Raw genomic sequence first — 24,494 nt, 5'->3', positions numbered from 1 at the left:
ACGGATGAGCACGATGCGAGGGCTGCCGAAGGCAGCGCGCCTGTCCGCGCGAGGACTGTTGCTGGGCCTGTTGATGACGGCCTTCCTGGCGCCCTTCTACCTGATGCTGCGCAACGCGCTGATGGACACCCAGGGCCTGACGTCACCGGAGTGGACCTGGTGGCCGTCGACGATGCACTTCGAGAACTTCACCTCGCTCTTCAGCGACCCGGCCGTGTCCATGGGCACGGCGTTGACGAACTCGCTGCTGATCGCCGCCATAACCGCTCCCGTCTCCACGCTCCTCGCCTCGGCCGCCGGCTATGCCTTCGCCCGGATCCCGGTGCCGGGACGCGGCGTCCTGCTGGGCCTGGTGGTCGCCACGCTGATGATCCCCGGCTCGGTGACCTTCGTCCCGACCTTCGTGGTGGTGGGATCCATGGGGGGAGTGAACACGCTGTGGGGCATCATCGTGCCCGGCCTGTTCAACCCGTTCGCGGTGCTGTTGTTCCGCAACTTCTACCTCCAGTTCCCGACCGAGATCGAAGAAGCCGGACGGCTTGACGGGCTCGGCTGGTTCGGCCTGTACCGCCGGATCGCGCTGCCGAGTTCCGGTGCGATGCTCGCCTCGCTCGGGGCGCTGGCCTTCATCGACAGCTGGAACTCCTTCCTGTGGCCCCTGGTCATCGGACAGGACCCGTCCGCGTGGACCGCCCAGATCGCCCTGTCGACGTTCCTCACCTCACAGACCATCAACCTGCCCGGTCTGTTCGCCGGCGCCGTCGTGACCATCACACCCCTGGTGGTCATGTTCCTGGTCGCCCAGCGCTACATCGTCGAGGGGATCGCCACGAGCGGCCTCAAGGGCTGACCACGGCGACTGCCACCGACGGCAGTCGAGCACACCGAGGGCACGGCAGGCACGTGCACCCGGTGGTGGAAGAAGGGGGCCCGGCGCCGTTCCGGGCCGTTGCCTGAACCGACCCGCCCGAACCACACCCCTCTTCCCGAGGAGCACCACCGCAATGCCACGACTGGACATCGCCGCAGACGGCTTCCGTCTCGACGACCGCCCGTTCCGCATCATCTCCGGCGCGCTGCACTACTTCCGTATCCACCCGGAGCAGTGGGCCGACCGGCTCCACAAGGCGCGCCTGATGGGGCTCAACACGGTCGACACCTACGTCCCATGGAACCTTCACGCCCCCAGGCGCGGCGAGTTCCGTCTGGACGCAGGTCTCGACCTGCCCCGATTCCTCGATACGGCCGCCGCCGAGGGCCTGCACGTCCTGCTGCGCCCGGGACCGTACATCTGCGCCGAATGGGAGGGAGGCGGACTCCCTTCCTGGCTGCTCGCCGAGGACGGTATCGAACTGCGCAGCCGTGACCCGCGCTACCTGCGGGCCGTGGACGAGTACCTCGGCGCTCTCCTGCCGCCCCTGCTGCCCTATCTCGGTACCCGCGGCGGCCCGGTCCTCGCCGTCCAGCTGGAGAACGAGTACGGGGCGTACGGGAACGACACCGGCTACCTCGCCGACCTGGCCGAGCTGCTGCGCCGACACGGCGTGGACGTCCCACTGTTCACGTGCGACCAGCCCACGGACCTGGAACGCGGCAGCCTCGGCGGCGTGCTGCGCACCGCCAACTTCGGCAGCCGGGTCGAGGCCGGGCTTGCGGAACTGAGGAAGCACCAGCCCGACGGGCCCTTGATGTGTACCGAGTTCTGGATCGGCTGGTTCGACCGCTGGGGCGGCATCCACACCACGCGCAGCGCCGAGGAGTCCGCGGCCGACCTCGACCGGCTGCTCGCCGCCGGAGCCTCCGTGAACATCTACATGTTCCACGGCGGAACGAACTTCGGATTCACCAACGGAGCGAACGACAAGGGAACGTACCGGCCGACCGTCACGTCGTACGACTACGACGCTCCGCTGGACGAGCCCGGCGACCCGACCGCCAAATACACCGCCTTCCGCGACGTCATCGCGAAATACGCACCCGTGCCCGACGAGCCGGTGCCTGCCCCCGGGCCGAAACGCGCCTACGGGCCGGTCGAACTCACCGACTGCGCGTCCCTGCTGGATCAGGCGGACGCCCTCGGCGAGGCCATGAAGGCCGACCGCCCGCTCACGATGGAACAGCTGGGCCGGCCCTTCGGCTTCGTCCTGTACGAGACCGAGCTCCCGGCCCAGGGGCCGGCCGTTCTCCATGTGGCCGAGGTCCGCGACCGCGCCCAGGTCTTCGTGGACGGACAACCGGTCGGCGTCCTCGAACGCGAGAGCCACGAGCAGGCCCTCGCTTTCATCGTGCCCAGATCCGGGGCACAGCTGACCGTGCTGGTGGAGAACCAGGGCCGGGTCAACTACGGGCCGGGAATCCACGACCGCAAGGGACTCGTGGGGCGCATCACCGTCAACGGGCATGAGCCGGCCGAATGGCGCAGCCGCGCCCTGCCCCTGGAGCAGCTCGACGCCCTGGCCTTCAGCGCCTTCGACCCTGCATCGCCGCCGGTGGGACCGGCCTTCCACCGCGGGTACCTCGATGTCGAGCGGCCCGCCGACACTTTTCTCGCCCTGGACGGTTGGACCAAGGGCCATGCCTGGATCAACGGCTTCGCTCTGGGCCGGTACTGGTCCCGGGGAGCCCAGGGCACCCTGTATGTCCCCGCCCCGGTGCTCAGACCCGGTCGGAACGAGGTCACCGTCCTCGAACTCCATGCCGGCGCCACCCGCACGGTGGAGCTGCGCGACCACCCCGACCTGGGGGCGACCGAAGAGTGACGTGTGAGGACCCGGCGTCCAGCCGTCACATCTGAGACCGCCCCCCCATGTGCCGGTCGGTCCGAATCACTCCCACCTTCCCCGGAGCAAGCCATGCACAGCAACCGACACCTCACCGAGCAGCGGCTCGACCGGGTGCTGAACCAGCGCATCCGCCCCGCCGTACACGCCCGCTGCGTGCCGCTCCAGGTCGAGATCTGGAACTCACCGGGCGAGCCCGTGCCGGTGTCGCAGGGTCTGGCCGCGCCCTACCAGCCCGTCTCGGTCGGGCATCGGTGGGGCCCGGCCTGGTCCACCAGCTGGTTCAAGGTCAGCGGACACGTCCCCCGGGAGTGGGCCGGGCAGCGGGTCGAGGTCGTGCTCGACATCGGCTTCGACGTCACCGGGCCCGGCTTCTCGACCGAGGGGCTCGTCCACCGGCCGGACGGCACGGTGGTGAAGGCGCTCAACCCGCGCAACTCCTGGGTGCCGGTCTGCGATCCCGCGGACGGCGGCGAGGAATTCACGTACTACGTCGAGGCCGCCGCCAACCCGACCGTCCCCTTCCCCGGTGAGCCTCACCACTCCCCGACCCGGGCCGGGGACCGAGCTCCCTGGCTGGCCGGAGAAGAGTCCTCGGGGGAGCCGCTGTACCGGCTGAGGCGGGCGGACCTCGCCGTCTTCGACCCGGATGTGTGGGAACTCGTCCAGGACCTGGACGTCCTCGGGCAGCTGATGCACGCACTGCCCGAGGAGGACCCGCGCCGTTGGCAGATCCTGCACGCCATCGAGCGGGCGCTGGACGCCGTGGACCTGCAGGACATCAGCCGCAGTGCGCCCGCCGCCCGCGAAGCACTGAAGCCGGCTCTGTCCTCGTCGGCGAGCGCCGGCGCACACCGGATCTCCGCGGTCGGGCACGCCCACATCGACACCGCCTGGCTCTGGCCCCTGCGCGAGGCCGCCCGAAAGGTGACGAGGACCCTCTCGAACGTCACCCAGCTGATGGACGACCACCCGGATTTCAGGTTCGCCATGTCCCAGGCCCAGCAACTGGCCTGGATGAAGGAACGCCGTCCGGACGTGTACGCGCGAGTTCTCGAGAAGGTGGAAACCGGGCAGTTCCTGCCCGTGGGCAGCCTGTGGGTGGAACCGGACACCAACATCACCGGCGGTGAGGCGTTCGCCCGCCAGCTGGTGCACGGCAAACGCTTCTACCTGGAGGAGTTCGGAGTCGAGACCGAGGAGATGTGGCTGCCCGACACGTTCGGCTACAACGCGGCCATGCCGCAGCTGATGAAGCTGGCCGGCGTTCGCTGGTTCCTCACTCAGAAGATCTCCTGGAACACCACCAATAAGTTTCCCCACCACACGTTCTGGTGGGAGGGCATCGACGGCACCCGTATCTTCAGCCACTTCCCACCGGTCGACACCTACAACAGTGAGCTGTCCGGCACGGAACTCGCCCACGGCGTACGGAACTTCCAGGAGAAGGCCGCAACCAACTGCTCGCTGCTTCCCTTCGGCTACGGTGACGGCGGCGGCGGCCCCACCCGTGAGATGCTCGCCCGGGCGGAGCGACTCGTGGACCTGGAGGGCTCGGCCAGGGTCGCCATCGAGAGGCCCGCAGACTTCTTCGCCCGGGCGCAGGCGGAGTACCCCGATGCCCCGGTGTGGGTGGGCGAGCTCTACCTGGAGTTCCACCGGGGCACCCTGACCAGCCAGTTGAGGACCAAGCAGGGCAACCGCCGCAGCGAGCACCTGCTGCGCGAGGCCGAGCTGTGGTCGGCGATCGCCGCGGTGCGCACCGGATTCGCCTACCCCTACGATTCTCTCGACCGCCTGTGGAAGACGGTTCTGCTGCACCAGTTCCATGACATCCTGCCCGGTTCCTCCATCGCCTGGGTGCACCAGGAGGCGGAGGAGACCTACGCCGCCGTCACCGCCGAACTGCGCGGTCTCGTCGAAGCGGCCCAGCGGGCACTTGCCGGGGACGGCAACGACACCGTCGTCTTCAACGCCGCTCCGTTCGCCCGTGGCGGCGTCGCCGCCCTCGGCGCCTCGGTCCGGACGCAGGAGCCACAGCAGCCGGTCTCCCCGGCGCCGTCGGGGAACGGCTATGTCCTGGACAACGGCCTGGTGCGGGTCGAGATCGACGGCCGAGGCCTGGTGACCTCGGCGTTCGACATCGAGGCCGGCCGTGAGGCCCTGGCCCCCGGCGCCACGGCCAACCTGCTCCAGCTCCACCAGGACTTCCCCAACGAGTACGACGCCTGGGACATCGACGCCTTCTACCGCAACAGCGTGCACAACCTCCTCGACGCCGATTCGGTGAGCGCGGTCGACGGCGGCGTCCTGGTCGTGCGCACCTTCGGCGACTCGCGGATCGAGCAGCTGCTCTCGCTGCGCGAAGGCTCCCGTCGTCTGGACATCGACACCGGGATCGACTGGCACGAGAAGGAGAAACTTCTCAAGGCCGCCTTTCCGCTGGACGTGCGAGCCGCCCATTCCAGCGCCGAGATCCCCTTCGGCCACGTCCAGCGTCCCACCCACACCAACACCAGCTGGGACGCAGCCAAGTTCGAGATCTGCGCACACCGTTTCCTGCACGTCGGTGAGCGGGGCTGGGGTGCCGCGCTGGTCAACGACTCGACCTACGGGCACGAAGTCACCCGCGACGTACGTTCCGACGGCGGAACCACCACCACCGTCCGGCTCTCCCTGCTCCGGTCCCCGCGCTTCCCCGACCCCGAGGCCGACCAGGGACACCACCGGCTGAAGTACGGGTTCGTGATCGGCGCCGGCATCGCCGACACCGTCCGCGAGGGCTACGCCTTCAACCTGCCCGAACGAGCCGTTCCCGGTTCGAGTGGGGTCGAGCCATTGATCACCACGGACAACGAGGCAGTCGTCATGGAGGCGGTCAAGCTCGCCGACGACCGGTCCGGCGACGTCGTCGTGCGCCTCTACGAAGCCCACGGCGGACGCGCACAGGCCGTACTGACCACCGGCTTCCCCCTGGAATCAGTGACCGTGACCGATCTGCTGGAACGCGCTCAGGACGGGTGGGAGTCCAGGGATGTGGCGCAATCGGAAGGCCGGCAGGTGCGTCTGAAGCTGCGCCCGTTCGAGATCCTCACCCTCCGGTTCAGGATCCAGGACGGCGCCGGACCGGAGTGAAGCATCGGCGCCCGGGAACACAAGCCGATCGGACGAACACGAGTCGATCGGACGAACACAAGTCGTCCAGACCACGCAAAGGCAGCTCGTTGCACATGGAACTCCACGCGGTCCTCTTCGACATGGACGGGACACTCGTCGACACCGAAGGACTCTGGCGGCAAACGGTGGAGGAGGAGGCCCGAAAGCTCGGACTGGGCCTGGACGACGAAGGTATCGCCTTCGTTCTCGGGCGGTCCGTCAAGGACAGCGCCGAGTACCTTGCCTCTTTCACAGGGGGCCGGGCAGACGTGAACCGGCTCTGCGACACACTCGAACACCGATTCGCGCAATTGGTGGAGCACCAGATCGTGCCCCTGCCGGGAGCCTTGCGGCTGCTGGACACCCTGCATGCCGCAGGCGTGCCCACAGCACTGGTCTCCGCCTCCCCGCGGTCGATCGTGGACACCGTCCTCGACACGCTGGGACGGCATCGCTTCGTCACCTCGTTCGCCGCCGGCGAGACCCCCGAGACCAAACCCGCCCCCGATCCCTACCAGGCGGCCATGGCCGCCCTGGGCGTGGGCCCCGCACATTGTGTGGCGGTCGAAGACACTCCCACCGGCGTCGCCTCCGCCGAGGCCGCCGGCTGCGCCGTCGTCGCCGTACCCTCGCTCGCGGACATCGTCCCGGCCCCGCGCCGCACTGTGGCACGCAGCCTCTTGGACGTGGACCTGGACCTGCTGCGAAGCATGCTCCTTCTGTCCGAGAAGGGCTTCACGCCCAGCACGTGACCGTGCTCAAAAGCGTCGGCAGGGCCCGTCTCGAGATGGGCCCTGCCGCGCTGTGGTCGGCGGCCGCGTCCCGCTACTGCGGTCGGCGGCCGCCTTCCCCAACTGCTACAGCTTCCGGCAGAGCAGGGCGTCGGGCGTCTTGCCCTTGGACCACGCACCGGTGAAGGCGATGCCCGCCGCGTACTCGTCGGTGGAGCACTGGCCCTTGTAGTTTCCGGAAGCGAATTCGCCGCCAGGGTTGCCGGCCGGGCGGCTGTCGCCACGGTCGAACCACACGGTGCGTCCCGTCGTCGGCAGCGCACGTGACGCGGGAGCGCACAGCACGCCGGAGACGGCCTGTCCGCGGATGCTGTATCCGGTCATGAACTGGTCCTTGGGGCACTGGAACTTGGTGTAGCCGGAGGCCCAGTCGCCTTGCTGGACGTACTGTTCGTCCTTGACGACGGTGAATTTACCCGTCGGTGACCCGAGTTGGGGTGCACCCGCGTCCGTGCAGAGGCTGCGGCCGTCGCGGTGGGACACTCCGCTGATCCGCTGCCCGTCCGGGCACACGCCCTTGCGGGCTCCGGAGTCCCAGTCACCCTGGGAGCGCACCCGGAGGGACTGTACGGCGTCCGCGTGGTCGAGGTTCAGCATGTTCCACTTCTGGTCCGCCGGCACCGGCCCGGTCTTGCCGGGCGCGGCGACCAGCCGGTTCCAGTCGGTGGCGCGCCAGTCGCCGCCGTCGAGGATGCCGGAGCGCTTGCCCTGGGTGTCGTAGTCGAGCAGTTTCCAGTGCCCGTGGCCGGTGTACCCGAGCAGCGGCCAGTAGGCGAAGTCGGTGTCGTTCGCTATCAGATAGTCGACGAAGTTGCCGAACCAGGTGCGCGCCTTCGGGTCGGTCTCGTCGGCGCCGATACCGAACTCGCTGATCCACAGTGGCGCGGTGTAGTGCTGCCCGGTGTCGGAGGTGACGAAGAACGCCTGCCGCTTCAGCGTCGCGAACAGTTCGTCGCGCGAGAGCTCCTGGTAGCGCCAGTCGTGCGTCTCACCGGTGCCGGTCGCTCCGGTGTGGTTCGGGCCGGTGTAGCCGTAGAAGTGCGCCGAGTAGACGAGTTTGTTCGACTCCACGAGCGTGTGCGAGAGCGTGCGTGCCGGTTCCAGAGTCGGCCGCCAGTGCGGCAGGCCGTCCGCGGGGACGCCCTGCCAGTTGATGCCTTCGATCACGACCAGCAGGTCGGGGCTGACCTCGGTGAGCAGTCGGTCGCCCAGACGCTGGGAGGCGGTCCACCAGTCGTGGTTGTCGCCCCAGCCCCAGTTGGCGTCGTCAGTGATCGTACGCCGCACCTCGTTGTACAGGTCGGCGCCCACGACGCGCTTGTTGTCCTTGTACCGCTTGGCCAGGGACAGCCAGTCGGCTTCCCACTGCGCGGTGCTCTGGCTGGTGTTCCAGCGCTCGTTGCCGTCCAGGCCGCAGCAGAAACGTGATGTGTTGGTGTGGTTGTTGAGCACGACCGCGAAGCCCTCGGCGGTCGTCGCGGCGATCACCGCGTCGAACACCTGGAGCGGGGTCTTGCCGCGGAGTTGGGGGTTCGCGGCGACCGACGCGTCGGAGACCGGACGCTGGTCGTGCAGCATCTCGTTGGAGAACGGAAGGCGGATGCTGTTGATGCCGAGTTCGTGGAAGTCCGACAGAATGGTGGCGATGGGCGCACGGTCGAGGCCGAGTGGCATCTGGTCGGCCTTCTCGGAGTCATGGTGGTTCGCAGGGTCGTTGATGTCCCCCGATCCGTTCCACGAGCCTTGCGCGCCGTGCCAGTTGGCCGACTTGAGCTTGAAGCGGTTGCCGTCGGCGTCCACGATGTACCGGCCGCGTGTGCTCAGAGGCGCTTTCCAGCTGTCCGCGAGGGTGTCGCCGGCCGTCGTGGCCGCGGTTCTGGCGGCCGGTGCGGGGGATGCGCCGGCCGGTGCGGCCAGCACTGCGGCCAGCAGGCTTCCGGCCAGCAGCGCCCCGAAAAGGGTTCTCTTCACGATGTCCTTCAGCGGTCCGGGGTCACGCCGCACCTCAGGGAGTCTGCGATGCGCGGTCGACCCGGTGAATATGAGTGTGAAGCGGTCGTGCGTGGTGGAGCGGTGGATCTACCTCGGCCGCAGGACGGCCGAGGAGCACTCGGGCAGCGGCGTCGCGGAGTCGGCGTACGCGCTGCGCCGTGGAACTTCCGGCATTCTCAAGTGGCGCCCCTTGAGCGGGAGTTCCGAACCATTTGGCAAGGGCTTTTCACGTTTGGACGGGACCGGGCCGCCGGGCCGGGCCGGGGCCGTGTTTGGCCCGGCTCAGGCATGACGGACGGCTGAAATCCCGTCCGTGCGGCCGGTGTTGGCCGGCGGTGCGGTGCTGTCGCGCACGACCAGCCGCGGAGCTACGGAGGTCACTGCGAGCCGATGCGGGCGGCCGGCGTGGATCTGGTCGAGCAGCAGGGCGACCGCGTGCCGCCCGATCTCCTCGAAGTCCTGGTGGACGGTGGTGAGCGGCGGCAGGAAGTGCGCGGATTCGGCGATGTTGTCGAAGCCGACCACGCTCACGTCATCGGGCACCCGGCGCCCGGCCTCGTGCAACGCGCACATCAGGCCGAGGGCCATCTGATCGTTGGCCACAAAGACGGCACCGATGTCGGAGCGGTGGGCGACTTCGCGGCCGACGCGGTAGCCGCTGTCCGCGGTCCAGTCGCCGTAGAGGGCCGGCGGGACGGGGCAGCCGGCGTCCTTGAGGGTGTGATGCCATGCCTCGGCGCGGCCGCGAGCCGGATAGGAGTCCTGCGGGCCGGCCAGGTGCCAGACCGTGCGGTGCCCGAGGCCGAGGAGGTGGCCTACCGCAAGGCGGGCGCCTTCCGCCTGGTCGGTGTGTACGGTGGCGAATCTGTGGGTGCCGTCACCGTCGTTGACCACGACGGGCAGGCCGGTGGGCAGGCGCAGTGCGGGGGTGTCGAGGATCTGCGCCTCGTTGAGGATGATCCCGTCCACCGCCTGCATGGTGAGGCGTTCGAATGCCTCACGCACAGCCTGTTCGGTCTGGTTCTGCACGGTGACGACGTTGACCGAGTAGTCGGTGTGCTGAACGGCGGAGACTATCGACTCCAGGGTGCGGGCGTTGCCGTGCGCCTGGAGATCGAAGCTGATGACGCCGATCGTGCGGAACCGGCCGGTGGCCAGCGCGCGGGCCGCGGTGTTGGGGCGGTAGCCGACCATCCGCATGGCGTTGAGGACGCGTTCGCGAGTGGCGTCGTCGACATTGGTGCGGTTGTTGGCGACGCGGGAGACGGTCTGCGCGGACACGCCGGCGAGGGCTGCCACGTCGGCCATGGACGGGGCGCGCGTGCGTCCCGTCACGGCAGGCGTCCGCCGTCCGTCCTGCGCCATGGATCGCTCCCTCTCGTCTTCAACACCCGGCGTGGGCACTGATGTTGACTACGTTTACGCAAACACGCGGATCGAGTCAACAGCTGTTCCATAACATCCTCGGGCGCCGACTTGTAGGGCTGCTCCTCCGTAGAAATTCTGGCAAATTGCCATGTTCGGTGCGTCTGGATTCTCCTGTGGCGGCGTCTCGGCACTCCAGGGGCGGCTGGGTACGCTTCCGGGGCACGCCCACAATGTTTGCGTTAACAGGAACCCGTCAGCAGGGCGGACGCTCATCACGCGGAGCGGTCCCGTCCGTCCCGTCCGTCCCGTCCGTCCCGTCCGTCCCGTCCGTCCCGTCCGCGGTCAGGAGCGAGTGATCCGGACGTGGTAGTCCCCTTTGTCGTCCTGGTCGACCACGGATATGCGTATCCCGTTGGCCCGGTCGGTGAAGGTCCCACCGGGCTGGTAGGTGGCGTCGGAGAGAGCGGCGTGCACATTGGGCAGCCGGGTGCAGCCGCCGCTGCCCCTGGTGCTGTCCACCACGGACACCGGCCCCTGACCGGTGTCCACGGCCGAGTTGATTTTGTAGATCAGCACGCCGGGCCGGCAGACCGCCTGGTCGTTGCCCGCCCGGGTTCGTACCTCCACCGCGTAGCTGGACTCACTGCTCAGCGGGATGAGCGCCAGCTTCGTGCCGCCCTTGGTGGCCAGCGGTTCCAGGATGTGGTCGCTGGTGCCGGGCTTGGACGCGCAGTTGATCTGCTTGTTGTCCAGCCAGCCGAGCTTCCACTTGTGCCAGCCCAGCAGATCGTTGTTGACCCCCCAGTCCTCGGACATGATGTCCCAGTGCCCCACCGAGCCACCGCCCTCCAGGGTGTAGAGGTCGGGAAGGCCGAAGACATGGCCGTTCTCGTGCGGCAGGACGCGGTATCCGGTCTGTGTGAACGACCCGGAGCCGTCGTCCTGCCGGCTGTAGATGAAGGACGTGTTGCCGAGCGGGACACCGTCCGCGTGCGGGGCGTCGCCGTTGCTGGAGAACGTCACGGACAGGACGGTGTCCAGGGCGGAGGGCCCGGCGTTCGGCGTGACCAGGATGTTGACCAGATCGTACGCACTGAAGTCGACCTTCGGATCGGCTGCGGCGACTATGTCCCGGACGAGGCGGTGGTAGCCCGGCGCGTACGGTGATCCGCGGTCTATCCCGTACTCCGAGAACGGCAGTGGCATCCGCAGCCAGGACTTCACCGGGGCGTCGGGGATGTAGGCGAGTCGCCCGTACGAACCGGTCCGGAACCAGTTGGTGGTCTGCGGAAAGAATTCGGCGTACCGGTCCATCGCCGGCCCCGGGCCCGGCGCGTCCGGGAAGTCGATCATCAGGTTGAGGGCGTGAATCCTGCCCGTGGAGCGGGCGTAGTTCGCCGGAGTCGGTATGCCTTCCGACATCTGCACGCCCAGGGTCGCCGGTATCCGGCACGGGGCGATTCCCGCCGAGTCGGCCGTGGTCGCCGGGCCGGCCGAGGTCTGGCTGGGTATCGGGAGATTGCTGCTGGCCGTGGCCATTGCGGCTATGACCAGAGCCGCTGCTGAGCCGAGAGCGATCGGGCGCCGGTGCCTGCGTATCCGGTGGCGGGGCTTTTGCATAGAGGCGCCTCGGGGTCCGCGGCAGTCCGCCGGCCCGGACCGCTCTCTGCGGTTCAGCCTGTGACGGGTGATGCGGCACCGCTCGCTGGGTGCGCCGTTCGGCTGGTTTTTCCGGGGCTTCGCCTAGCTCCCGGTGATCGCGGGCATGATCACCGGCTCGACACAGATGCTTTAATTGAAAATTTAACCAAATGGGACTAAGGTACTCGGGAGATAGGAACTTGAAGATTAAAAAACCTTTCCCTCTCGAAGAGACCAGCAGAAGACGTGCCTTGACCGGCAGCGGATGGGGAGTGTCATGACTGTCACTGCGGAGCGCATGCCCGCCCTCTATCTCTCCCACGGCGCGCCGCCGCTGGCCGACGACCCGGTCTGGCCCGGCGAACTGGCCGCCTGGTCCGCGCGGCTGCCGCGCCCCCGCGCGATCCTGATGGTCTCCGCGCACTGGGAGGAGGCCCCGCTCGCCCTCGGCGCGACGGAGACCGTCCCGCTCGTCCACGACTTCTGGGGCTTCCCCGAGCACTACTACCGGGTGCGGTACGCCGCTCCGGGCGCCCCCGCGCTGGCGGAGAACGTACGCAAACTGCTGCGCGGAGCCGGTACGCCGGTCCAGGACATCCCGGACCGCGGGCTCGACCACGGGGCGTACGTCCCGCTGGTGGAGATGTTCCCCGGCGCCGACATCCCCGTACTCCAGATCTCCATGCCGACGCTGGACCCGCAGAGGCTGATGGACATCGGGCGCAAGCTCGCGCCACTGCGCGACGAGGGCGTCCTGATCGTCGGCAGCGGCTTCTTCACCCACAATCTGGCCGCGCTGCGGCATGCGGGCGGCGGCACCCCCGGCTGGTCGGCGGAGTTCGATGACTGGGGGAACCGGGCGCTGCAGGCGCAGGACATCGACGCGCTGCTGGACTTCGAGCGCAAGTCCCCGTCGGGCCGGCTGGCCCACCCACGCACCGAGCACTTCGCTCCGCTCTTCGTGACGCTCGGCGCCTCGGAGGGCGAGCCGGACCGGGGCCGCAGCGTCATCGACGGGTTCTGGATGGGGCTCGCGAAGCGGTCGGTGCAGTTCGGCTGAACTCTGTCCTGGGTCCTGTCACAGGGCCGGTGGGTTCAGCTCGATCGAGCGGAGTGCGGCGGCGAGGGCCGTCGCATCGCCGATGTCCAGTGCGGTGTCCGTGAACTTGATGGTGTGATCGTCGCCGTGCTCCGCCGCCCGCGCGAAGAGCTCCTCGGCCGACGCTGTCGCCGTTGTGTACGGGGTCCGCTCGGCCGGGCCGTACGCGGCGGTGACCGCGGCGCTCGCCGCCCAGGCGGCCTCCAGGCTCGGCACCCACAGTGCGCGGGGGAGCGCGGGCAGCGTGCGCAGCACGGCATTGGGTGCGGTCGCGGCATGCACCAGCATGATCGGCTCGCCGTGCCCGTGCGTGGCATAGCGGTGGGTCGCGGCCCGCACCAGTTCCTCCAGCCGGGCCCGCGCCTCGTCCGGGTCGTCGGTGAACCGCTGCGGCCACACCGGGAACGCGGTGAGCTGCGCCAGCCGGTCCCGGACGCCGCCGCTCTGCTCGGGCACCGGCGGTACGGCGTCCAGCGCGGCCGCGGCGCTCGGGGCGGGCGCCAGCGGCGCCAGCGGTGTCAGCGGTGTCAGCGTGGGAAGCCGCTGGTGGCGGGCGGCCCAGTAACCGAGGCCGTGGGCGAGTTCGGTGATCCGGGGCGCACTCGCCTCGCCGGTGAGCAGAGTGCGTACGGAGTGGCCGACCCGGATCACGGGGTGGGTGGCGCCCGCCGCGATGCCGGGCAGCAGCCGCGGCCACCACTCGGTCAGGACATCCCGCCAGGGGTGCTCGTCCGTCTCCCGCTCGAAGTACACAGTCCAGTCCGCTACCCGGCGCGGGTCGCCCAGGGCCTCGCGCCAGTTCTCCGCGGTCACCCGGGACGCGGTGTCCGGCATGTCCTCCAGCTTCTCGCTGTAGTGGTCGAGCCACCGGTGGACGGCCGGTGCCTGACCGTGCCGGACCAGCGCCTCGACGGCCATCGGGCCGTGATTGCTCAGCCAGCCGTTCCGTTCGGGGCCCGCGGTGTGGAGACGCTCCAGTGCCTCGTCGAGCGTGCCCGTGGTGTCATCGGTGGCGCCGGTGGCAGTGTCGGGTGTGCCGTTCCCGCTGGTTGTGCCGGCCCTGTTCGTCGTGTCGTTCATACGGCAGCACGCTAGGCGCGGCGCCCGTGGTGCGTAACGGGCCACAGCCCTAGGCCGCGACCGGGCCGGGCCCTAGGGCTGTGGCCCCAGTGGCTACTCGTACCGGGCCACGTCCCAGTACGTGCCGAGTACGTGCCGACCAGTACGTGCCGAACTTCCGGCCCACCTCGGCGTGCGTACCGAAATGGCGGAAACCGAAGCGATCGTGCAGCCGGAGCGAGGCGTCGTTGGACCGGGTGATGCCCGGAGGGCCGAGGGGAGGCCGACAATGCGGACATCCTGAGCAACCTGAAGACGGTGCGGGTCGTCTTCGGGGTGGGAAGGAAGCCGCGGCAGCCGCTGTTCGGGTGCAAAGGAGGTCGTATCGAATGTGAGCGCGGTCTCACGTACGTAATGGTTGTAGATGTCCGTGAGCGCCATCAAATCGCCTTCGATGCCCCGTCTGACCTGCGCTTCTACCTGAATGCTCGGCGTGTGCACCCCCTTCGCGGCGGCACAGGGTACTGCATGATCGTGAAAGTGAATGCCTGGCATGGGAATTCTGTCCGGATTCCAGTCGTTGTTTCCATCGGATGCAGGGCACCCGAGAGGGTGTCGCGACCTACTCAGCAAGGGAGCACGCATGGCAACCCGTGCCGTCGCCCGTCGTTCGTCCGCCACCGGCGGGACCAGCCGGGCCGGCAGTGTTCGCGCCGCGGGCGGAGAGATCGCCGATCGCGACCTGGTCGGCATGTACCTGGACGAGATCGCGCGTACGCCGCTTCTTGATGCCGCAAAGGAGGTCGAGCTGTCGCAAACCGTCGAGGCGGGTGTTTACGCACGGCAGATTCTCGACGGTGCGGTGGAGAGCGAAGCCGGTGGAGCCACGCGCGAGGAGCTGGAGGCGCTGGTCGCCGAGGGCGAGCGCGCCAAGGACATATTCATCCGTTCCAACCTCCGACTCGTCGTCGCTGTCGCCCGCCGCTACCCGCGGGCCGGGCTGCCCCTGCTCGACCTGATCCAGGAGGGCAACGCGGGCCTGGTGCGCGCGGTCGAGAAGTTCGACTACGCCAAGGGCTTCAAGTTCTCCACGTATGCGACGTGGTGGATCCGTCAGGCCATCACCCGTTCCATAGCCGACCAGTCCCGTACGATCCGGCTCCCCGTCCACCTGGTGGAGGAGCTCGGCCGGATCCGACGGGTGCAGCGCGAGTTCAACCGTGAGCACGGGCGCGAGCCGGAGCACATGGAGATAGCGGCCGAGCTGGACACCACGCCGGAGCGTGTGGGCGACGTCCTGGACTGGGCCCGTGACCCGGTCAGTCTCAACATGTCCGTGGACGACGAGGGCGAGACACAGTTCGGTGACCTGCTGGAGGACACCTCCGCCGTGTCGCCGGAGCAGTCGGTGATGACACTGCTGCGCAGCGAGGAGCTGGAGGACCTGATCGGCAAGCTCGACAACCGCACCGCATCGATCATCCGTATGCGGTACGGCATCGAGGACGGCCGTGAGCGGACCCTCACCGAGGTGGGCAAGCAGCACGGGCTGACCCGTGAGCGGATACGCCAGATCGAGAAGCACGCGCTGCTCGAACTGAAGCGGATGGCCCACGACACGGGTTTTGACGCCGCGGCGTGAGTCCTTCGTCCAGTAACCTCCGAAACAGGTCGCTTTGTGTGACCCCCTGAACCGAGTCCCGGCGCCCACCCCCCCCTGGCGCCGGGGCTCATTCTTTCTGCGCGCTCGGTGGGCGGCCGGGTTCGGTCGTCGCCCGGGCGGCGACGCGTCAGTGTGCTGTCGCGCGGGTCAGCCGGGCACCCAGCTGAGTCAGGTACTCCACCAGCTGCGGTGGCTCGTGGGCGGTGAACTCGCAGTCCACCAGGGCCAGTCGGAGCGCCAGCCACTCCAGCGAGTCCGACAGGACCGCCCGCAGCCGGCAGCTGTTCGCGCTGGTCCGCTCCAACGGGCCGATCGAGGCCGGCAGCCGCGCGGACACGAAGTCCGCCGGGGCCGCGAAGCTCACATCGACCGCCAGCTCCGGCTGCCGTCGGGCGATGGAGTTGCTGAGGAACTCCGCCGCATCACCCGTCGGCAGCTCGCGCGGTGTGAACCGGGCCCCGGTCGCGAACGGTTCGCTGACCCGGTCGACCCGGAACGTACGCCAGTCCTCGCGCCCCAGGTCGTACGCGACGAGATACCAGCGCCACCCCGTGCTCACCAGCCGGTACGGCTCGGTCTGCCGCTTCGTCTCGGCGCCGTCGCCCGCCCGATAGGCGAACCGCAGCCGCTCCCGTCCGGTGACCGCCGCCGCCATCACCGTCAGCGTGTGCGGATCGATCGTCGAGCCGTCGCCGCGGGTCAGCGGCATCGTCGCGTGCTGCAGGGTCGAGACCCGGTGCCGCAACCGCGACGGCAGCACCTGCTCCAGCTTCGCCAGAGCCCGTACGGACGCCTCGTCGACCCCCTCGATGGCATGGCCGGCGCCTGCCCGCAGGCCCACCGCGATGGCCACCGCCTCCTCGTCGTCGAGGAGCAGCGGCGGCATGGCGGTGCCCGCGACGAGGCGGTAGCCGCCTACCGATCCGCGCGTGGCCTCGACCGGATAGCCGAGCTCGCGGAGCCGGTCGATGTCGCGGCGGATGGTGCGTGGGCTGACGTCGAGCCGCTCGGCGAGCTCGCTGCCCGGCCACTCGCGGGGCGTCTGGAGGAGCGACAGCAGATTCAGCAGTCGTGCCGGGGTGTCGGTCATGGGCTCAGCCTTGTGCCGGGGTCTCGGTCATCTCATCAGCATGGCCATCCATTGGGTCATGAATTGACCTAATGGCTCTCTAGCTTCCTCCCATGACTTCTTCCACATCTTCGTCGTCCACGGCATCCAGGCCGACGGTCTCCTCGGAACCGTCGGACCGGCGACGCTGGTTCGCGCTCGCCATTGTGATGACCGCGGCCTTCATGGACCTGGTCGACGTCACGATCGTCAACATCGCCATCCCGAGCATCAAGCGGGACACCGGCGCCTCGTTCAGCTCGATCCAGTGGATCACCGCCGGATACGCCCTGGCCTTCGCGGCCGGCCTGATCACCGGCGGCCGACTGGGCGACATCTACGGCCGCAAGCGAGTGTTCCTCATCGGTATGGGCGGCTTCACGCTGGCCTCCGCGCTCTGCGGCTTCGCCGCGAACCCGGAGATGCTGGTCGCCTCCCGCATTCTCCAGGGCGGCACCGCAGCGCTGATGGTTCCGCAAGTGCTGTCGATCGTGCACGCCACCTTCCCGGCACACGAGCGCGGCAAGGTCTTCGGCCTCTTCGGCGCGGTAGTCGGCCTCGGCGCCGTCTCGGGGCCGCTGCTGGGAGCGCTGCTCACCGAGTGGAACATCGCCGGTCTCGAATGGCGGCCGATCTTTCTGATCAACCTGCCCGTCGGCATCGCGGGCCTGATCCTGGGAGCCAGGTTCATCACCGAGTCCAAGGCCCCCAAGGCTCTCCGGCTCGACCTGATCGGTGTTGCCCTGGTGACGCTGGGCCTGCTGATGCTGATCTACCCGCTCACCCGTGGGCGCGAGCTGGGCTGGCCGGTCTGGGGCTACGTGTCGATGGCCGGCAGCCTCCTGGTGTTCCTGGTCCTGGTGGTGTTCGAGCGGGAGAAGGCACGCAAGGACGGGTCGCCGCTGATCGAGCTGTCACTGTTCCGGGTCAAGAGCTTCGCGGCGGGCATCGCCGTACAGCTGGCCTTCGGCATCGGCCTCGGCATCTTCTTCCTGGTCTGGACGCTGTACATGCAGATGGGCCTCGGCTGGAGCGAGTTGCGGGCCGGCGCGACCGGTATCCCGTTCTCGGTCGGCGTCTCCTTCGCCGCCGGGATCTCCGTACAGAAGCTGGTGCCCCGCTTCGGCCGGAAGGTTCTCCAGGCGGGCGCGCTGCTGATGATCGTCGGCCTGCTGCTCTACATCTGGGAGTCCGACCGGTACGGCATGGGCATCACGTCCTGGCAGATGGTGCTGCCGCTGGTGGTCATGGGCATCGGCATGGGCCTGATTGTGGCCCCGCTGACGGACGCGGTGCTGTCCGAGGTACCGAAGGAGCACTCGGGTTCGGCTTCCGGGCTGATCAATACCGTGCAGCAGATGGGCAATGCGCTGGGGCTCGGACTGGTCTCGGTCGTCTTCTTCGGCTCGATCGCGGACCGGCCGGCGCCGCAGCAGGTGGGCCCGGCGTTCGCGGAGGCGTTCCAGCACTCGCTGTGGTGGGTGGCCGGGGTGCTCGCAGTGATCTTCCTGGTGATGTTCGCGCTGCCCGCGCGGCCGCGGCAGCACGTGGAGGGCGGCGCCGAGGGCGTGGACACCATGGATGAGCCCGTGGCCGAGCTCGCCAAGGCGCCCGCGCTGACGCCATGATGCCCTGAAGCGCGACGGTGCCCGCACCTCTCGGGGGGTGCGGGCGCCTGCGTGTGTGGGCGCGAGCGGGGTCCATGGCCCCCGGCCCCCGCGAGGTCAGCAGATGCGTGTACGGCTCTCCATGGCTCCGCGTGCGGCGTCCTCGTCGCCGTACACCTCGCACATGTGGCGGCCGTCCGGCGTGGCCGTGTGCTCGACCTCCCACAGACTCGTCTCGCTGCCGTCGAGGAGCAGGAAGGCGTGCTCGTAGAGCGTGAATCCGGCGTCCCGCCCGCCCACCTGGCACTGCCTGCCGAAGACCTGGGTGATGTGGTGGGCGAAGGCGGCGCGCAGCAGCCGGGCGGTCTCCTCGCCGGGGCCGTCGCTGTTCTCGGCGCGGCGCAGGACGCGACGGGCGTGGTCGGCGGAATTGTCCGGGGCGTACATCCGGGGCAGGGGGACCGGGGGAGTCGCCATCAGGGCCGTGAGTATCTCCAGGTCGCCCTGCGGCCCGTCGTCCCCGAACACCGGGACCTCACCGAAGCCGCCGGTCAGCCGGGCAGCGGCGATATGGACATCGGCCTCTTCGTCGTACAACTCGTGGTGCCGGAGGTCGGACTCCGCCCGGGTCCGCGGGACCCTTGCGCCCCGCGGACCGCTGTGCACCAGCTCCCACAGGGTGAAGGGGGTGCCGTCGGACAGCAGATAGGTGTGCCGGTAGGTCTCGCGGTGGAGTACGGAACTGTGGTGCGAGGAGTGCAGGGAACTGCTGTGGGCGAGCGCGGTACCGAGTCTCTCGACCGTGCTGTCGGGCAGGTCGAAAGAGTTGAGTGCCCGCCGCAGGAGTCGCTCGAGGTGCTGCTCGGTTGTCTCGTACGGATCGCTCAAGGTGGTGTCTCCAGGCCGTCGCCGCGTGTTACTTGGTGCGTGCTTAACGTAGTCCCTGCGTCCGGGATTGCGACCGGGGTTCAGGAAAACGTATGACACACGCAGATGGTTCCTGGCGGTTCGTCCGAACTTCCTTACCCGGCAGGCGAGTCGGGGTCCGGGTGCCCGAGGGGCGGCCGGGAGAGCTGCCCGCGTGCGTCGTAGAGATCGCTGTACGCGGGGTAGCTGCCACCGCCGAGGCCGCAGTCGATGCTCTGAGCTGCCCGAACGGCCTTCACGATGGCACGGGTCAGGGCGTCCGCTCCGGCCGTCAGCAGGTCGTTGAGCGCGATCGGGTTCTGTGGATCCAGCGGCCGGGCGCCGGTGGCCAGCGCGAAAACGGTGTCCCCGTCGGTCAGCAGATGTACGGGGCGGACGGCGCGCGCCAGTCCGTCGTGCGCCGTACCCGCGAGCTTCTGCGCCTGGGCCCGGGTGAGATCGGCATCCGTGGCGACGACGGCGAGCGTGGTGTTGAGCGGGGGCCCTGCGTTCGTCTCCCTTGCCTCGGCCAGGCGCTGCTGCGCCGCCCGGTGGACCTCGGGCGCGGGGTGCACCGGTGGTTCGGCGGCGCCGTACTCCCCGTACAGCACTCCGGTACGCGGATCGACGACCGAACCCGCCGCGTTCACCACGACGAGCGCGCCCACCGTGGTCCCGGACGCCAGCCGTATGCTCGCCGTGCCCACCCCGCCCTTGAGCTGCCCGGCAACCGCGCCCGTGCCGGCGCCGACGCCCCCCTCGACGACCGGCGCCCCCGGCTCCGTACCCGCCGCGTCCTCCACCGCCGCGCGGCCGGTCGAGGCGTCCGGGCGGGCCCGCCAGTCACCGCCCCGCCCCAGGTCGAAGATGCACGCGGCGGGGACCACCGGCACCACTTGCGCCGGATCGGGGCCGACCCGCACCCCGCGTCCCTGTTCCTCCAGCCAGGCCATCACACCGGACGCCGCATCCAGGCCGTACGCGCTGCCGCCCGTCAGGACGACGGCATCGATGCGCTGCACCAGATTGCGCGGATCGAGCGCGTCCGTCTCCCGGGTGCCGGGGCCGCCGCCGCGTACGTCCACGGCCGCGACCGCACCGCCCTCGGGGGCGAGGACCACGGTGGTGCCGCTGAGTGCGCCCGAGCCCGCCACCTGAGCATGGCCGACGCGCAGCCCGGCGACATCGGTCAGCGCATCGAGCGGCCCGGACGTCATGGGCGATGCGCGCTGCGCGGCAGAGAGATCCGTCGGCTTCCGGGGTTCTTCCGTCACTGCGTGCTCCTCACTGGACTCACCACTGGCGGCTCACGGCTCGCCGTCTGTGTGTTCACTCCACCACAGCGGGCCGTGGGGACGGCGCGACCCTGACGGCCGCGGTCGCCGCCGGCGCGGGCCAGGATGGCCGGCGCGGCCACGGAGCGGCAGGCCACCGCGTCCGGGGGAAATTCTTGTGAACACATTCACAAACGAACGAGGGTCCAAAGTCCCTGGAGAAGTCGCAGGTCAGCGCGGCTGTGTCGGATCAGGTCCGATATCTGACGGGGACCTTGGGCCCTTCGGCAGGGACCATCGCGGGCCCGGCACTGCGGAAATCGGGAGTGCAATGTACGCAGCGGCATTGAGGCGCACGGACGATCTCGGAAGGTGCGGGCCATGACGGCGACTGCGGCAGAGGCGACGACGGACAGCGGGGCCTGGAGCGGCTTCGACGCGTACACACCCGAGATCCGGGCCCGCCGCGACGCGGCGCGGTCGACTTCGGATACGCAGTCAACTTCGTGCGGCTGACCCGCGAGCAGCAACTGGACGTCATCAACCGCACCTTCCGCGGCTCGCTCTGATCCTCCCCGATCGCCCCGAGCCCTCTGAACCGCGCGGCGTCGGGAGCCCATCCCCCGCAGGGCCCCGGCGTCGCGCATTCCGCACCCGCCGCGTCAGACCACTGAACGCCCTGCTCGCACAGGAGGCCCTGCCATGGCCGCACTCCTCGACAACGCCGACAACGCCAGCAACATCGACAACGCCGACAACGCCGACATCGCCGGCGACATCGACAACCTCGGCATGTCCGTGACTCCGGCGGGTGCGGCCACCCGTCGGCCGATCTCCGGATCGGTCCATTCCTGGGACCTGTCGACGGGCGTCGACGGCCCCGGCACCCGCTTCGTCGCTTTCCTGACCGGCTGTCCACTGGCCTGCCTCTACTGCCACAACCCCGACTCCCTGCGGATGCGCAGCGGCACCCGGATGTCCGCGGACCGCCTCGTCGCCGAAGCGGGCAAGTACGTGACGTTCATCCGGGCCGCGGGCGGCGGTGTCACCATCAGCGGCGGCGAACCACTGATGCAGCCGGTCTTCGCCGGTGAGCTCTTCCACCGCTTCAAGCACGGGCTGGGGCTGCACACCGCCCTGGACACCTCCGGCTTTCTGGGCGCCCGCGCCACCGACGCCCTGCTGCGCGACGTCGATCTGGTCCTGCTCGACATCAAGTCCTGGGACCGAGCCACGTACCGCAAGGTCACCGGCCGCCCGCTGGAGCCGACCCTGGACTTCGCCCGCCGCCTCGCCGACCTCGGCAAAGAAGTGCACGTCCGATTCGTACTCGTGCCGGGACTGACCGACGCCCCGGCCAACGTCGACGGTGTCGCCTCCTTCGCCGCATCCCTCGGCAATGTCTCCCGTGTCGATGTCCTTCCCTTCCACAAGCTCGGCGAGGCGAAGTGGCAGGCACTGGGCAAGCCCTTCACCCTGCGCGACACCCCGTCACCCACCCCCGAACAGACCGCCTCGGCCCGCGAGATCTTCGCGTCCCACGGACTGCGAGCCGTCTGACGTACTTCGAGCCGCCGTCGGCCTTCGAGCCGGAGCGAGGTGCGCACAGGCGTCGCCAGCGCTGACCAGGGCCGTACCCTTGAGATATGAGCACCGCCCCCGCCCCCGGCCCGCGCGATTCGAAGCCGACCCAGCCGGAACAGAGGAAACCCGAACCGGCTCTGATCTTCGACGATCCGCTGGACCAGCAGTCCGCGGACGATACGGACCGGGGGTGGGGCGAGCGGGCCCCGGCCCGCGGGAGCGCCGCCGATCTGGCGCGCTTTCTCGACGAGAAGCCGCCCCACCACATCTGAGCCCTGCTCCGTGGTGGTCCGACGACGCTGCCGCCGGTCCTCCTGCCGCGCGTCCCGCACCCAATTCACGCCGTTGATCAGGCGACGTGACAGCTCATCAGTGCTCATCAGCACAGGGTCACCGCCAGCCTGGCCGAGATACCCGCACCGGCCAGCGCCGCTGCCGTGCCTCGGGGGACGGACAGCACGATCAGCGCGCCGTTCTCCGCGAGACCTTCGGCCGTGGCCTGCGGTACATCTGCCACCCGTGCGCCCTTCGCCAGCACCCGGGCATCGGCCCCGGTCCCCTCGGCGGCGATCACATCGACGCGGTCCCCCGGCCGTAACAACCGCACAGTCCCCGCATCCGCGATCCGGACCGGCGCGGACACCAGCGGAACCGGTCGGCGCGCCCGTTCCGGCGCCGCCCCGGCCGTACCCCCTGTCCCTGCCCCATGCGCCGTATTGCCGCCCGAGTCGCCCCCGCCCAGCCCCGTCGCGGCCAGCGCGGCAGCCGTCAGGGCCAGCCCGGCGGCCGTCAGGGCCAGCCCGGCGGCCAGAGCCCGGCGCTGCCGCCACAAAGCTCGCCGCAACCGGCGCCCCCCACCCCCGCGCACCCGCAACGGCTCGAACGCGGGCACGCCTGTGGGTGGGGGAGCCGACGCCGGAGGTCCCGGATCCGTCGGACACATCTGCCCAGCAACCGAAGTGAAACGTTCAGAGGAAACAGACGGGAGCGACGGGTACATGGCCAACACCACCTGCCGTGAGGAGTTTTGGACGAACATCCCTCACGATCCACCGCCCACGACTTTCCCGCCGAAGACTGTGGATGGCCCCGGCGTTGTGGACAACTCCGTCACCCACCTGCGCCGCAACCGTCACCACCACGTCGCAACCGTCACCCGCCTACCCTGCTAAGGAAGCTCGATGCCCGTCTCGAGCCCGTCCAGCGCATGCGAGCACGTGCAGTCGCGGTCCGCCTCCGCGGGCAGCGCGGCCACCACGTCGAAGAGCACCGTACGCAGCCGGTCCACGTTGGCCGCGAACACCTTCAGCACCTCCCCGTGCGAGACACCCTCCCCGGCCTCCGCGCCCGCGTCGAGGTCCGTCACCAGCGTCATCGTCGTGTAGCAGAGGCCCAGTTCACGGGCGAGGACCGCCTCCGGGTGCCCGGTCATCCCCACCACCGACCAGCCCATCGCCGCATGCCAGCGCGATTCCGCCCGGGTCGAGAAGCGCGGCCCCTCGACGACCACCAGTGTCCCGCCGTCCACCGGCTCCCAGCTCTTTGCGCGAGCCGCCGCCAGCGCGGCCCTGCGCCCATCGGGGCAGTACGGATCGGCGAAGCCCAGATGCAGGACGTTCGGCTCCGCGCCATCGGCCCGGGTCTCCCCGTCGTAGTACGTCTGTGCCCGGGCCTTGGTGCGGTCCACCAGCTGGTCGGGCACGAGCAGGGTGCCCGGCCCGTACTCCGGACGCAGGCCGCCCACCGCGCACGGGCCGAGCACCTGACGTACGCCGACGGAGCGCAGCGCCCACAGGTTGGCCCGGTAGTTGATGCGGTGCGGCGGCAGATGGTGGCCGCGTCCGTGGCGGGGCAGGAAGGCCACCCGGCGGCCGCCCACCTCGCCGAGGAACAGGGAGTCACTCGGCTGCCCGTACGGGGTGTCCACACGCACCTCTGTGACGTCCTCCAGGAAGGAGTACAAGCCCGAGCCGCCGATGACACCGATCTCTGCGTTCGCCATGTGATCACATTAGCGGCGCGAGAAACGCCGGGGACCCCGCCGAACAAATCGGCGGGGTCCCCGGGGAAGTGCGGTTTCGGCTCAGGCTGCCGACGTACCACTCGTCGAGGACGACGAGGAGGACGAAGAAGAAGACGCGGCGGACGAGGAGGAAGCGGACGACTTCGTGTCCGACCCCGCAGATGACGATGAATCCGACGAAGCGGAACCGGACGCCTTCGCCGAGGCCGACGCCGGCGTGCTGCTCGACGAGGAGCCCCGGCTGTCGTTCCGGTAGAAGCCGGAACCCTTGAAGACAATGCCGACCGCCGAGAACACCTTCTTCAGGCGTCCCTCGCAGCTCGGGCACACGGTGAGGGCATCATCGGTAAACTTCTGCACCGCCTCAAGGCCCTCGCCACATTCGGTGCACTGGTACTGATAGGTCGGCACTTGTCTTCCTCCTGGCACTCTCACTCGATGAG

At 69.4% G+C, this 24,494-nt stretch carries 20 protein-coding genes and 1 pseudogene; 10 read left to right on the top strand and 11 right to left on the bottom strand.

All coding sequences use genetic code 11. The features are described from left to right. Positions 1 to 4: 4 nt before the first annotated feature. The 4 genes from ACH4EW_RS19835 (at position 5) to ACH4EW_RS19820 (ending at position 6,688) form a co-directional block, all read left to right on the top strand. Positions 5 to 850 carry a carbohydrate ABC transporter permease gene (locus ACH4EW_RS19835; protein ID WP_398258548.1) on the top strand — a complete coding sequence of 282 codons (846 nt, stop codon included), beginning with the start codon at positions 5 to 7 and terminating at the stop codon, positions 848 to 850. 154 nt (positions 851 to 1,004) lie between these two features. Further along, on the top strand, positions 1,005 to 2,759 hold the full coding sequence (locus ACH4EW_RS19830) for a beta-galactosidase family protein (protein ID WP_398258546.1): 1,755 nt from the start codon (positions 1,005 to 1,007) through the stop codon (positions 2,757 to 2,759). Positions 2,760 to 2,852: 93 nt separating this feature from the next. Then, on the top strand, positions 2,853 to 5,915 hold the full coding sequence (locus ACH4EW_RS19825; RefSeq protein WP_398258544.1) for an alpha-mannosidase: 3,063 nt from the start codon (positions 2,853 to 2,855) through the stop codon (positions 5,913 to 5,915). 95 nt (positions 5,916 to 6,010) lie between these two features. Then, the gene (locus tag ACH4EW_RS19820) at positions 6,011 to 6,688 is read left to right on the top strand and encodes an HAD family hydrolase (protein WP_398258542.1); all 678 of its coding nucleotides are present in this window, start codon (positions 6,011 to 6,013) and stop codon (positions 6,686 to 6,688) included. A gap of 105 nt (positions 6,689 to 6,793) precedes the next feature. Here the strand turns inward: ACH4EW_RS19820 and ACH4EW_RS19815 are convergent, their stop codons facing one another. The 3 genes from ACH4EW_RS19815 to ACH4EW_RS19805 form a co-directional block, all read right to left on the bottom strand. Beyond that, positions 6,794 to 8,698 carry a glycoside hydrolase family 5 protein gene (locus tag ACH4EW_RS19815; protein WP_398258540.1) on the bottom strand — a complete coding sequence of 635 codons (1,905 nt, stop codon included), beginning with the start codon at positions 8,696 to 8,698 and terminating at the stop codon, positions 6,794 to 6,796. A gap of 303 nt (positions 8,699 to 9,001) precedes the next feature. Next, positions 9,002 to 10,027 carry a LacI family DNA-binding transcriptional regulator gene (locus ACH4EW_RS19810; RefSeq protein WP_398258580.1) on the bottom strand — a complete coding sequence of 342 codons (1,026 nt, stop codon included), beginning with the start codon at positions 10,025 to 10,027 and terminating at the stop codon, positions 9,002 to 9,004. 402 nt (positions 10,028 to 10,429) lie between these two features. Then, on the bottom strand, positions 10,430 to 11,707 hold the full coding sequence (locus ACH4EW_RS19805) for a M6 family metalloprotease domain-containing protein (protein WP_398258538.1): 1,278 nt from the start codon (positions 11,705 to 11,707) through the stop codon (positions 10,430 to 10,432). Between the two features lie 298 nt (positions 11,708 to 12,005). Between ACH4EW_RS19805 and ACH4EW_RS19800 the strand changes: the two genes are divergently transcribed. Beyond that, entirely contained in the window at positions 12,006 to 12,788 is a 783-nt protein-coding gene (locus tag ACH4EW_RS19800) for a dioxygenase (RefSeq protein ID WP_398258536.1), read from the top strand. Between the two features lie 18 nt (positions 12,789 to 12,806). On the opposite strand, the gene ACH4EW_RS19795 is transcribed toward ACH4EW_RS19800, so the two are convergent. Further along, positions 12,807 to 13,907 (bottom strand): questin oxidase family protein, encoded by a 1,101-nt coding sequence (locus ACH4EW_RS19795; RefSeq protein ID WP_398258534.1) that lies wholly within the window; start codon positions 13,905 to 13,907, stop codon positions 12,807 to 12,809. 49 nt (positions 13,908 to 13,956) lie between these two features. Continuing rightward, a pseudogene (locus ACH4EW_RS19790) lies at positions 13,957 to 14,327 on the bottom strand (GNAT family N-acetyltransferase). Between the two features lie 202 nt (positions 14,328 to 14,529). Between ACH4EW_RS19790 and ACH4EW_RS19785 the strand changes: the two are divergent. Continuing rightward, positions 14,530 to 15,528, top strand: a complete 999-nt coding sequence (locus ACH4EW_RS19785) for an RNA polymerase sigma factor RpoD/SigA (RefSeq protein ID WP_398258532.1) — start codon at positions 14,530 to 14,532, stop codon at positions 15,526 to 15,528. A gap of 148 nt (positions 15,529 to 15,676) precedes the next feature. Here ACH4EW_RS19785 and ACH4EW_RS19780 read toward each other — a convergent pair whose 3' ends face one another. Continuing rightward, a complete protein-coding gene (locus ACH4EW_RS19780) occupies positions 15,677 to 16,639 on the bottom strand; it encodes a helix-turn-helix transcriptional regulator (protein WP_398258530.1) in 963 nt (320 codons plus the stop codon). A gap of 92 nt (positions 16,640 to 16,731) precedes the next feature. On the opposite strand from ACH4EW_RS19780, the gene ACH4EW_RS19775 reads away from it, so the two are divergent. Beyond that, positions 16,732 to 18,285: an MFS transporter gene (locus ACH4EW_RS19775; protein ID WP_398258528.1), complete on the top strand. Its 1,554-nt coding sequence runs from the start codon at positions 16,732 to 16,734 to the stop codon at positions 18,283 to 18,285. A 96-nt stretch (positions 18,286 to 18,381) separates the two neighbouring features. Here the strand turns inward: ACH4EW_RS19775 and ACH4EW_RS19770 are convergent, their stop codons facing one another. Together ACH4EW_RS19770 and ACH4EW_RS19765 are read right to left on the bottom strand one after the other, a co-directional pair. Continuing rightward, a complete protein-coding gene (locus tag ACH4EW_RS19770; protein WP_398258526.1) occupies positions 18,382 to 19,152 on the bottom strand; it encodes a DUF6227 family protein in 771 nt (256 codons plus the stop codon). Between the two features lie 134 nt (positions 19,153 to 19,286). Beyond that, positions 19,287 to 20,387, bottom strand: coding sequence for a P1 family peptidase (locus ACH4EW_RS19765; RefSeq protein WP_398258578.1), 1,101 nt, complete (start codon positions 20,385 to 20,387; stop codon positions 19,287 to 19,289). 438 nt (positions 20,388 to 20,825) lie between these two features. On the opposite strand from ACH4EW_RS19765, the gene ACH4EW_RS19760 reads away from it, so the two are divergent. The 3 genes from ACH4EW_RS19760 to ACH4EW_RS19750 all read left to right on the top strand — a co-directional run bounded on the left by ACH4EW_RS19760 (position 20,826) and on the right by ACH4EW_RS19750 (position 22,300). Beyond that, positions 20,826 to 20,960 carry a hypothetical protein gene (locus ACH4EW_RS19760; RefSeq protein WP_398258524.1) on the top strand — a complete coding sequence of 45 codons (135 nt, stop codon included), beginning with the start codon at positions 20,826 to 20,828 and terminating at the stop codon, positions 20,958 to 20,960. Positions 20,961 to 21,236: 276 nt separating this feature from the next. Beyond that, positions 21,237 to 22,004 (top strand): pyruvate formate-lyase-activating protein, encoded by a 768-nt coding sequence (gene pflA / locus ACH4EW_RS19755; protein ID WP_398258576.1) that lies wholly within the window; start codon positions 21,237 to 21,239, stop codon positions 22,002 to 22,004. An 86-nt stretch (positions 22,005 to 22,090) separates the two neighbouring features. After that, positions 22,091 to 22,300, top strand: coding sequence for a hypothetical protein (locus tag ACH4EW_RS19750; RefSeq protein WP_398258522.1), 210 nt, complete (start codon positions 22,091 to 22,093; stop codon positions 22,298 to 22,300). A gap of 107 nt (positions 22,301 to 22,407) precedes the next feature. On the opposite strand, the gene ACH4EW_RS19745 is transcribed toward ACH4EW_RS19750, so the two are convergent. The 3 genes from ACH4EW_RS19745 to ACH4EW_RS19735 all read right to left on the bottom strand — a co-directional run bounded on the left by ACH4EW_RS19745 (position 22,408) and on the right by ACH4EW_RS19735 (position 24,462). Further along, positions 22,408 to 22,971 carry a hypothetical protein gene (locus ACH4EW_RS19745; protein WP_398258520.1) on the bottom strand — a complete coding sequence of 188 codons (564 nt, stop codon included), beginning with the start codon at positions 22,969 to 22,971 and terminating at the stop codon, positions 22,408 to 22,410. 225 nt (positions 22,972 to 23,196) lie between these two features. Then, positions 23,197 to 24,030 carry an S-methyl-5'-thioadenosine phosphorylase gene (locus tag ACH4EW_RS19740; RefSeq protein WP_398258518.1) on the bottom strand — a complete coding sequence of 278 codons (834 nt, stop codon included), beginning with the start codon at positions 24,028 to 24,030 and terminating at the stop codon, positions 23,197 to 23,199. A gap of 81 nt (positions 24,031 to 24,111) precedes the next feature. Further along, entirely contained in the window at positions 24,112 to 24,462 is a 351-nt protein-coding gene (locus ACH4EW_RS19735; protein WP_398258516.1) for an FmdB family zinc ribbon protein, read from the bottom strand. Positions 24,463 to 24,494: the final 32 nt, after the last annotated feature.

Origin of the sequence: Streptomyces sp. NPDC018000 (assembly GCF_044328025.1) — a bacterium.
Taxonomy (GTDB): Bacteria; Actinomycetota; Actinomycetes; order Streptomycetales; family Streptomycetaceae; genus Streptomyces.
This window is presented reverse-complemented; position numbering and strand designations above follow the sequence as displayed.

Excerpts from the sequence above, each read along its gene's own strand:
- ACH4EW_RS19835 (WP_398258548.1), top strand. The coding sequence starts at position 5 with ATGAGCACGATGCGAGGGCTGCCGAAGGCAGCGCGCCTGTCCGCGCGA.
- ACH4EW_RS19830 (WP_398258546.1), top strand. The coding sequence starts at position 1,005 with ATGCCACGACTGGACATCGCCGCAGACGGCTTCCGTCTCGACGACCGC.
- ACH4EW_RS19825 (WP_398258544.1), top strand. The coding sequence starts at position 2,853 with ATGCACAGCAACCGACACCTCACCGAGCAGCGGCTCGACCGGGTGCTG.
- ACH4EW_RS19820 (WP_398258542.1), top strand. The coding sequence starts at position 6,011 with ATGGAACTCCACGCGGTCCTCTTCGACATGGACGGGACACTCGTCGAC.
- ACH4EW_RS19810 (WP_398258580.1), bottom strand. The coding sequence starts at position 10,027 with ATGGCCGACGTGGCAGCCCTCGCCGGCGTGTCCGCGCAGACCGTCTCC.
- ACH4EW_RS19805 (WP_398258538.1), bottom strand. The coding sequence starts at position 11,707 with ATGCAAAAGCCCCGCCACCGGATACGCAGGCACCGGCGCCCGATCGCT.
- ACH4EW_RS19800 (WP_398258536.1), top strand. The coding sequence starts at position 12,006 with ATGACTGTCACTGCGGAGCGCATGCCCGCCCTCTATCTCTCCCACGGC.
- ACH4EW_RS19795 (WP_398258534.1), bottom strand. The coding sequence starts at position 13,907 with ATGAACGACACGACGAACAGGGCCGGCACAACCAGCGGGAACGGCACA.
- ACH4EW_RS19785 (WP_398258532.1), top strand. The coding sequence starts at position 14,530 with ATGGCAACCCGTGCCGTCGCCCGTCGTTCGTCCGCCACCGGCGGGACC.
- ACH4EW_RS19780 (WP_398258530.1), bottom strand. The coding sequence starts at position 16,639 with ATGACCGACACCCCGGCACGACTGCTGAATCTGCTGTCGCTCCTCCAG.
- ACH4EW_RS19775 (WP_398258528.1), top strand. The coding sequence starts at position 16,732 with ATGACTTCTTCCACATCTTCGTCGTCCACGGCATCCAGGCCGACGGTC.
- ACH4EW_RS19765 (WP_398258578.1), bottom strand. The coding sequence starts at position 20,387 with ATGACGTCCGGGCCGCTCGATGCGCTGACCGATGTCGCCGGGCTGCGC.
- ACH4EW_RS19760 (WP_398258524.1), top strand. The coding sequence starts at position 20,826 with ATGACGGCGACTGCGGCAGAGGCGACGACGGACAGCGGGGCCTGGAGC.
- pflA (WP_398258576.1), top strand. The coding sequence starts at position 21,237 with ATGTCCGTGACTCCGGCGGGTGCGGCCACCCGTCGGCCGATCTCCGGA.
- ACH4EW_RS19750 (WP_398258522.1), top strand. The coding sequence starts at position 22,091 with ATGAGCACCGCCCCCGCCCCCGGCCCGCGCGATTCGAAGCCGACCCAG.
- ACH4EW_RS19745 (WP_398258520.1), bottom strand. The coding sequence starts at position 22,971 with ATGTGTCCGACGGATCCGGGACCTCCGGCGTCGGCTCCCCCACCCACA.
- ACH4EW_RS19740 (WP_398258518.1), bottom strand. The coding sequence starts at position 24,030 with ATGGCGAACGCAGAGATCGGTGTCATCGGCGGCTCGGGCTTGTACTCC.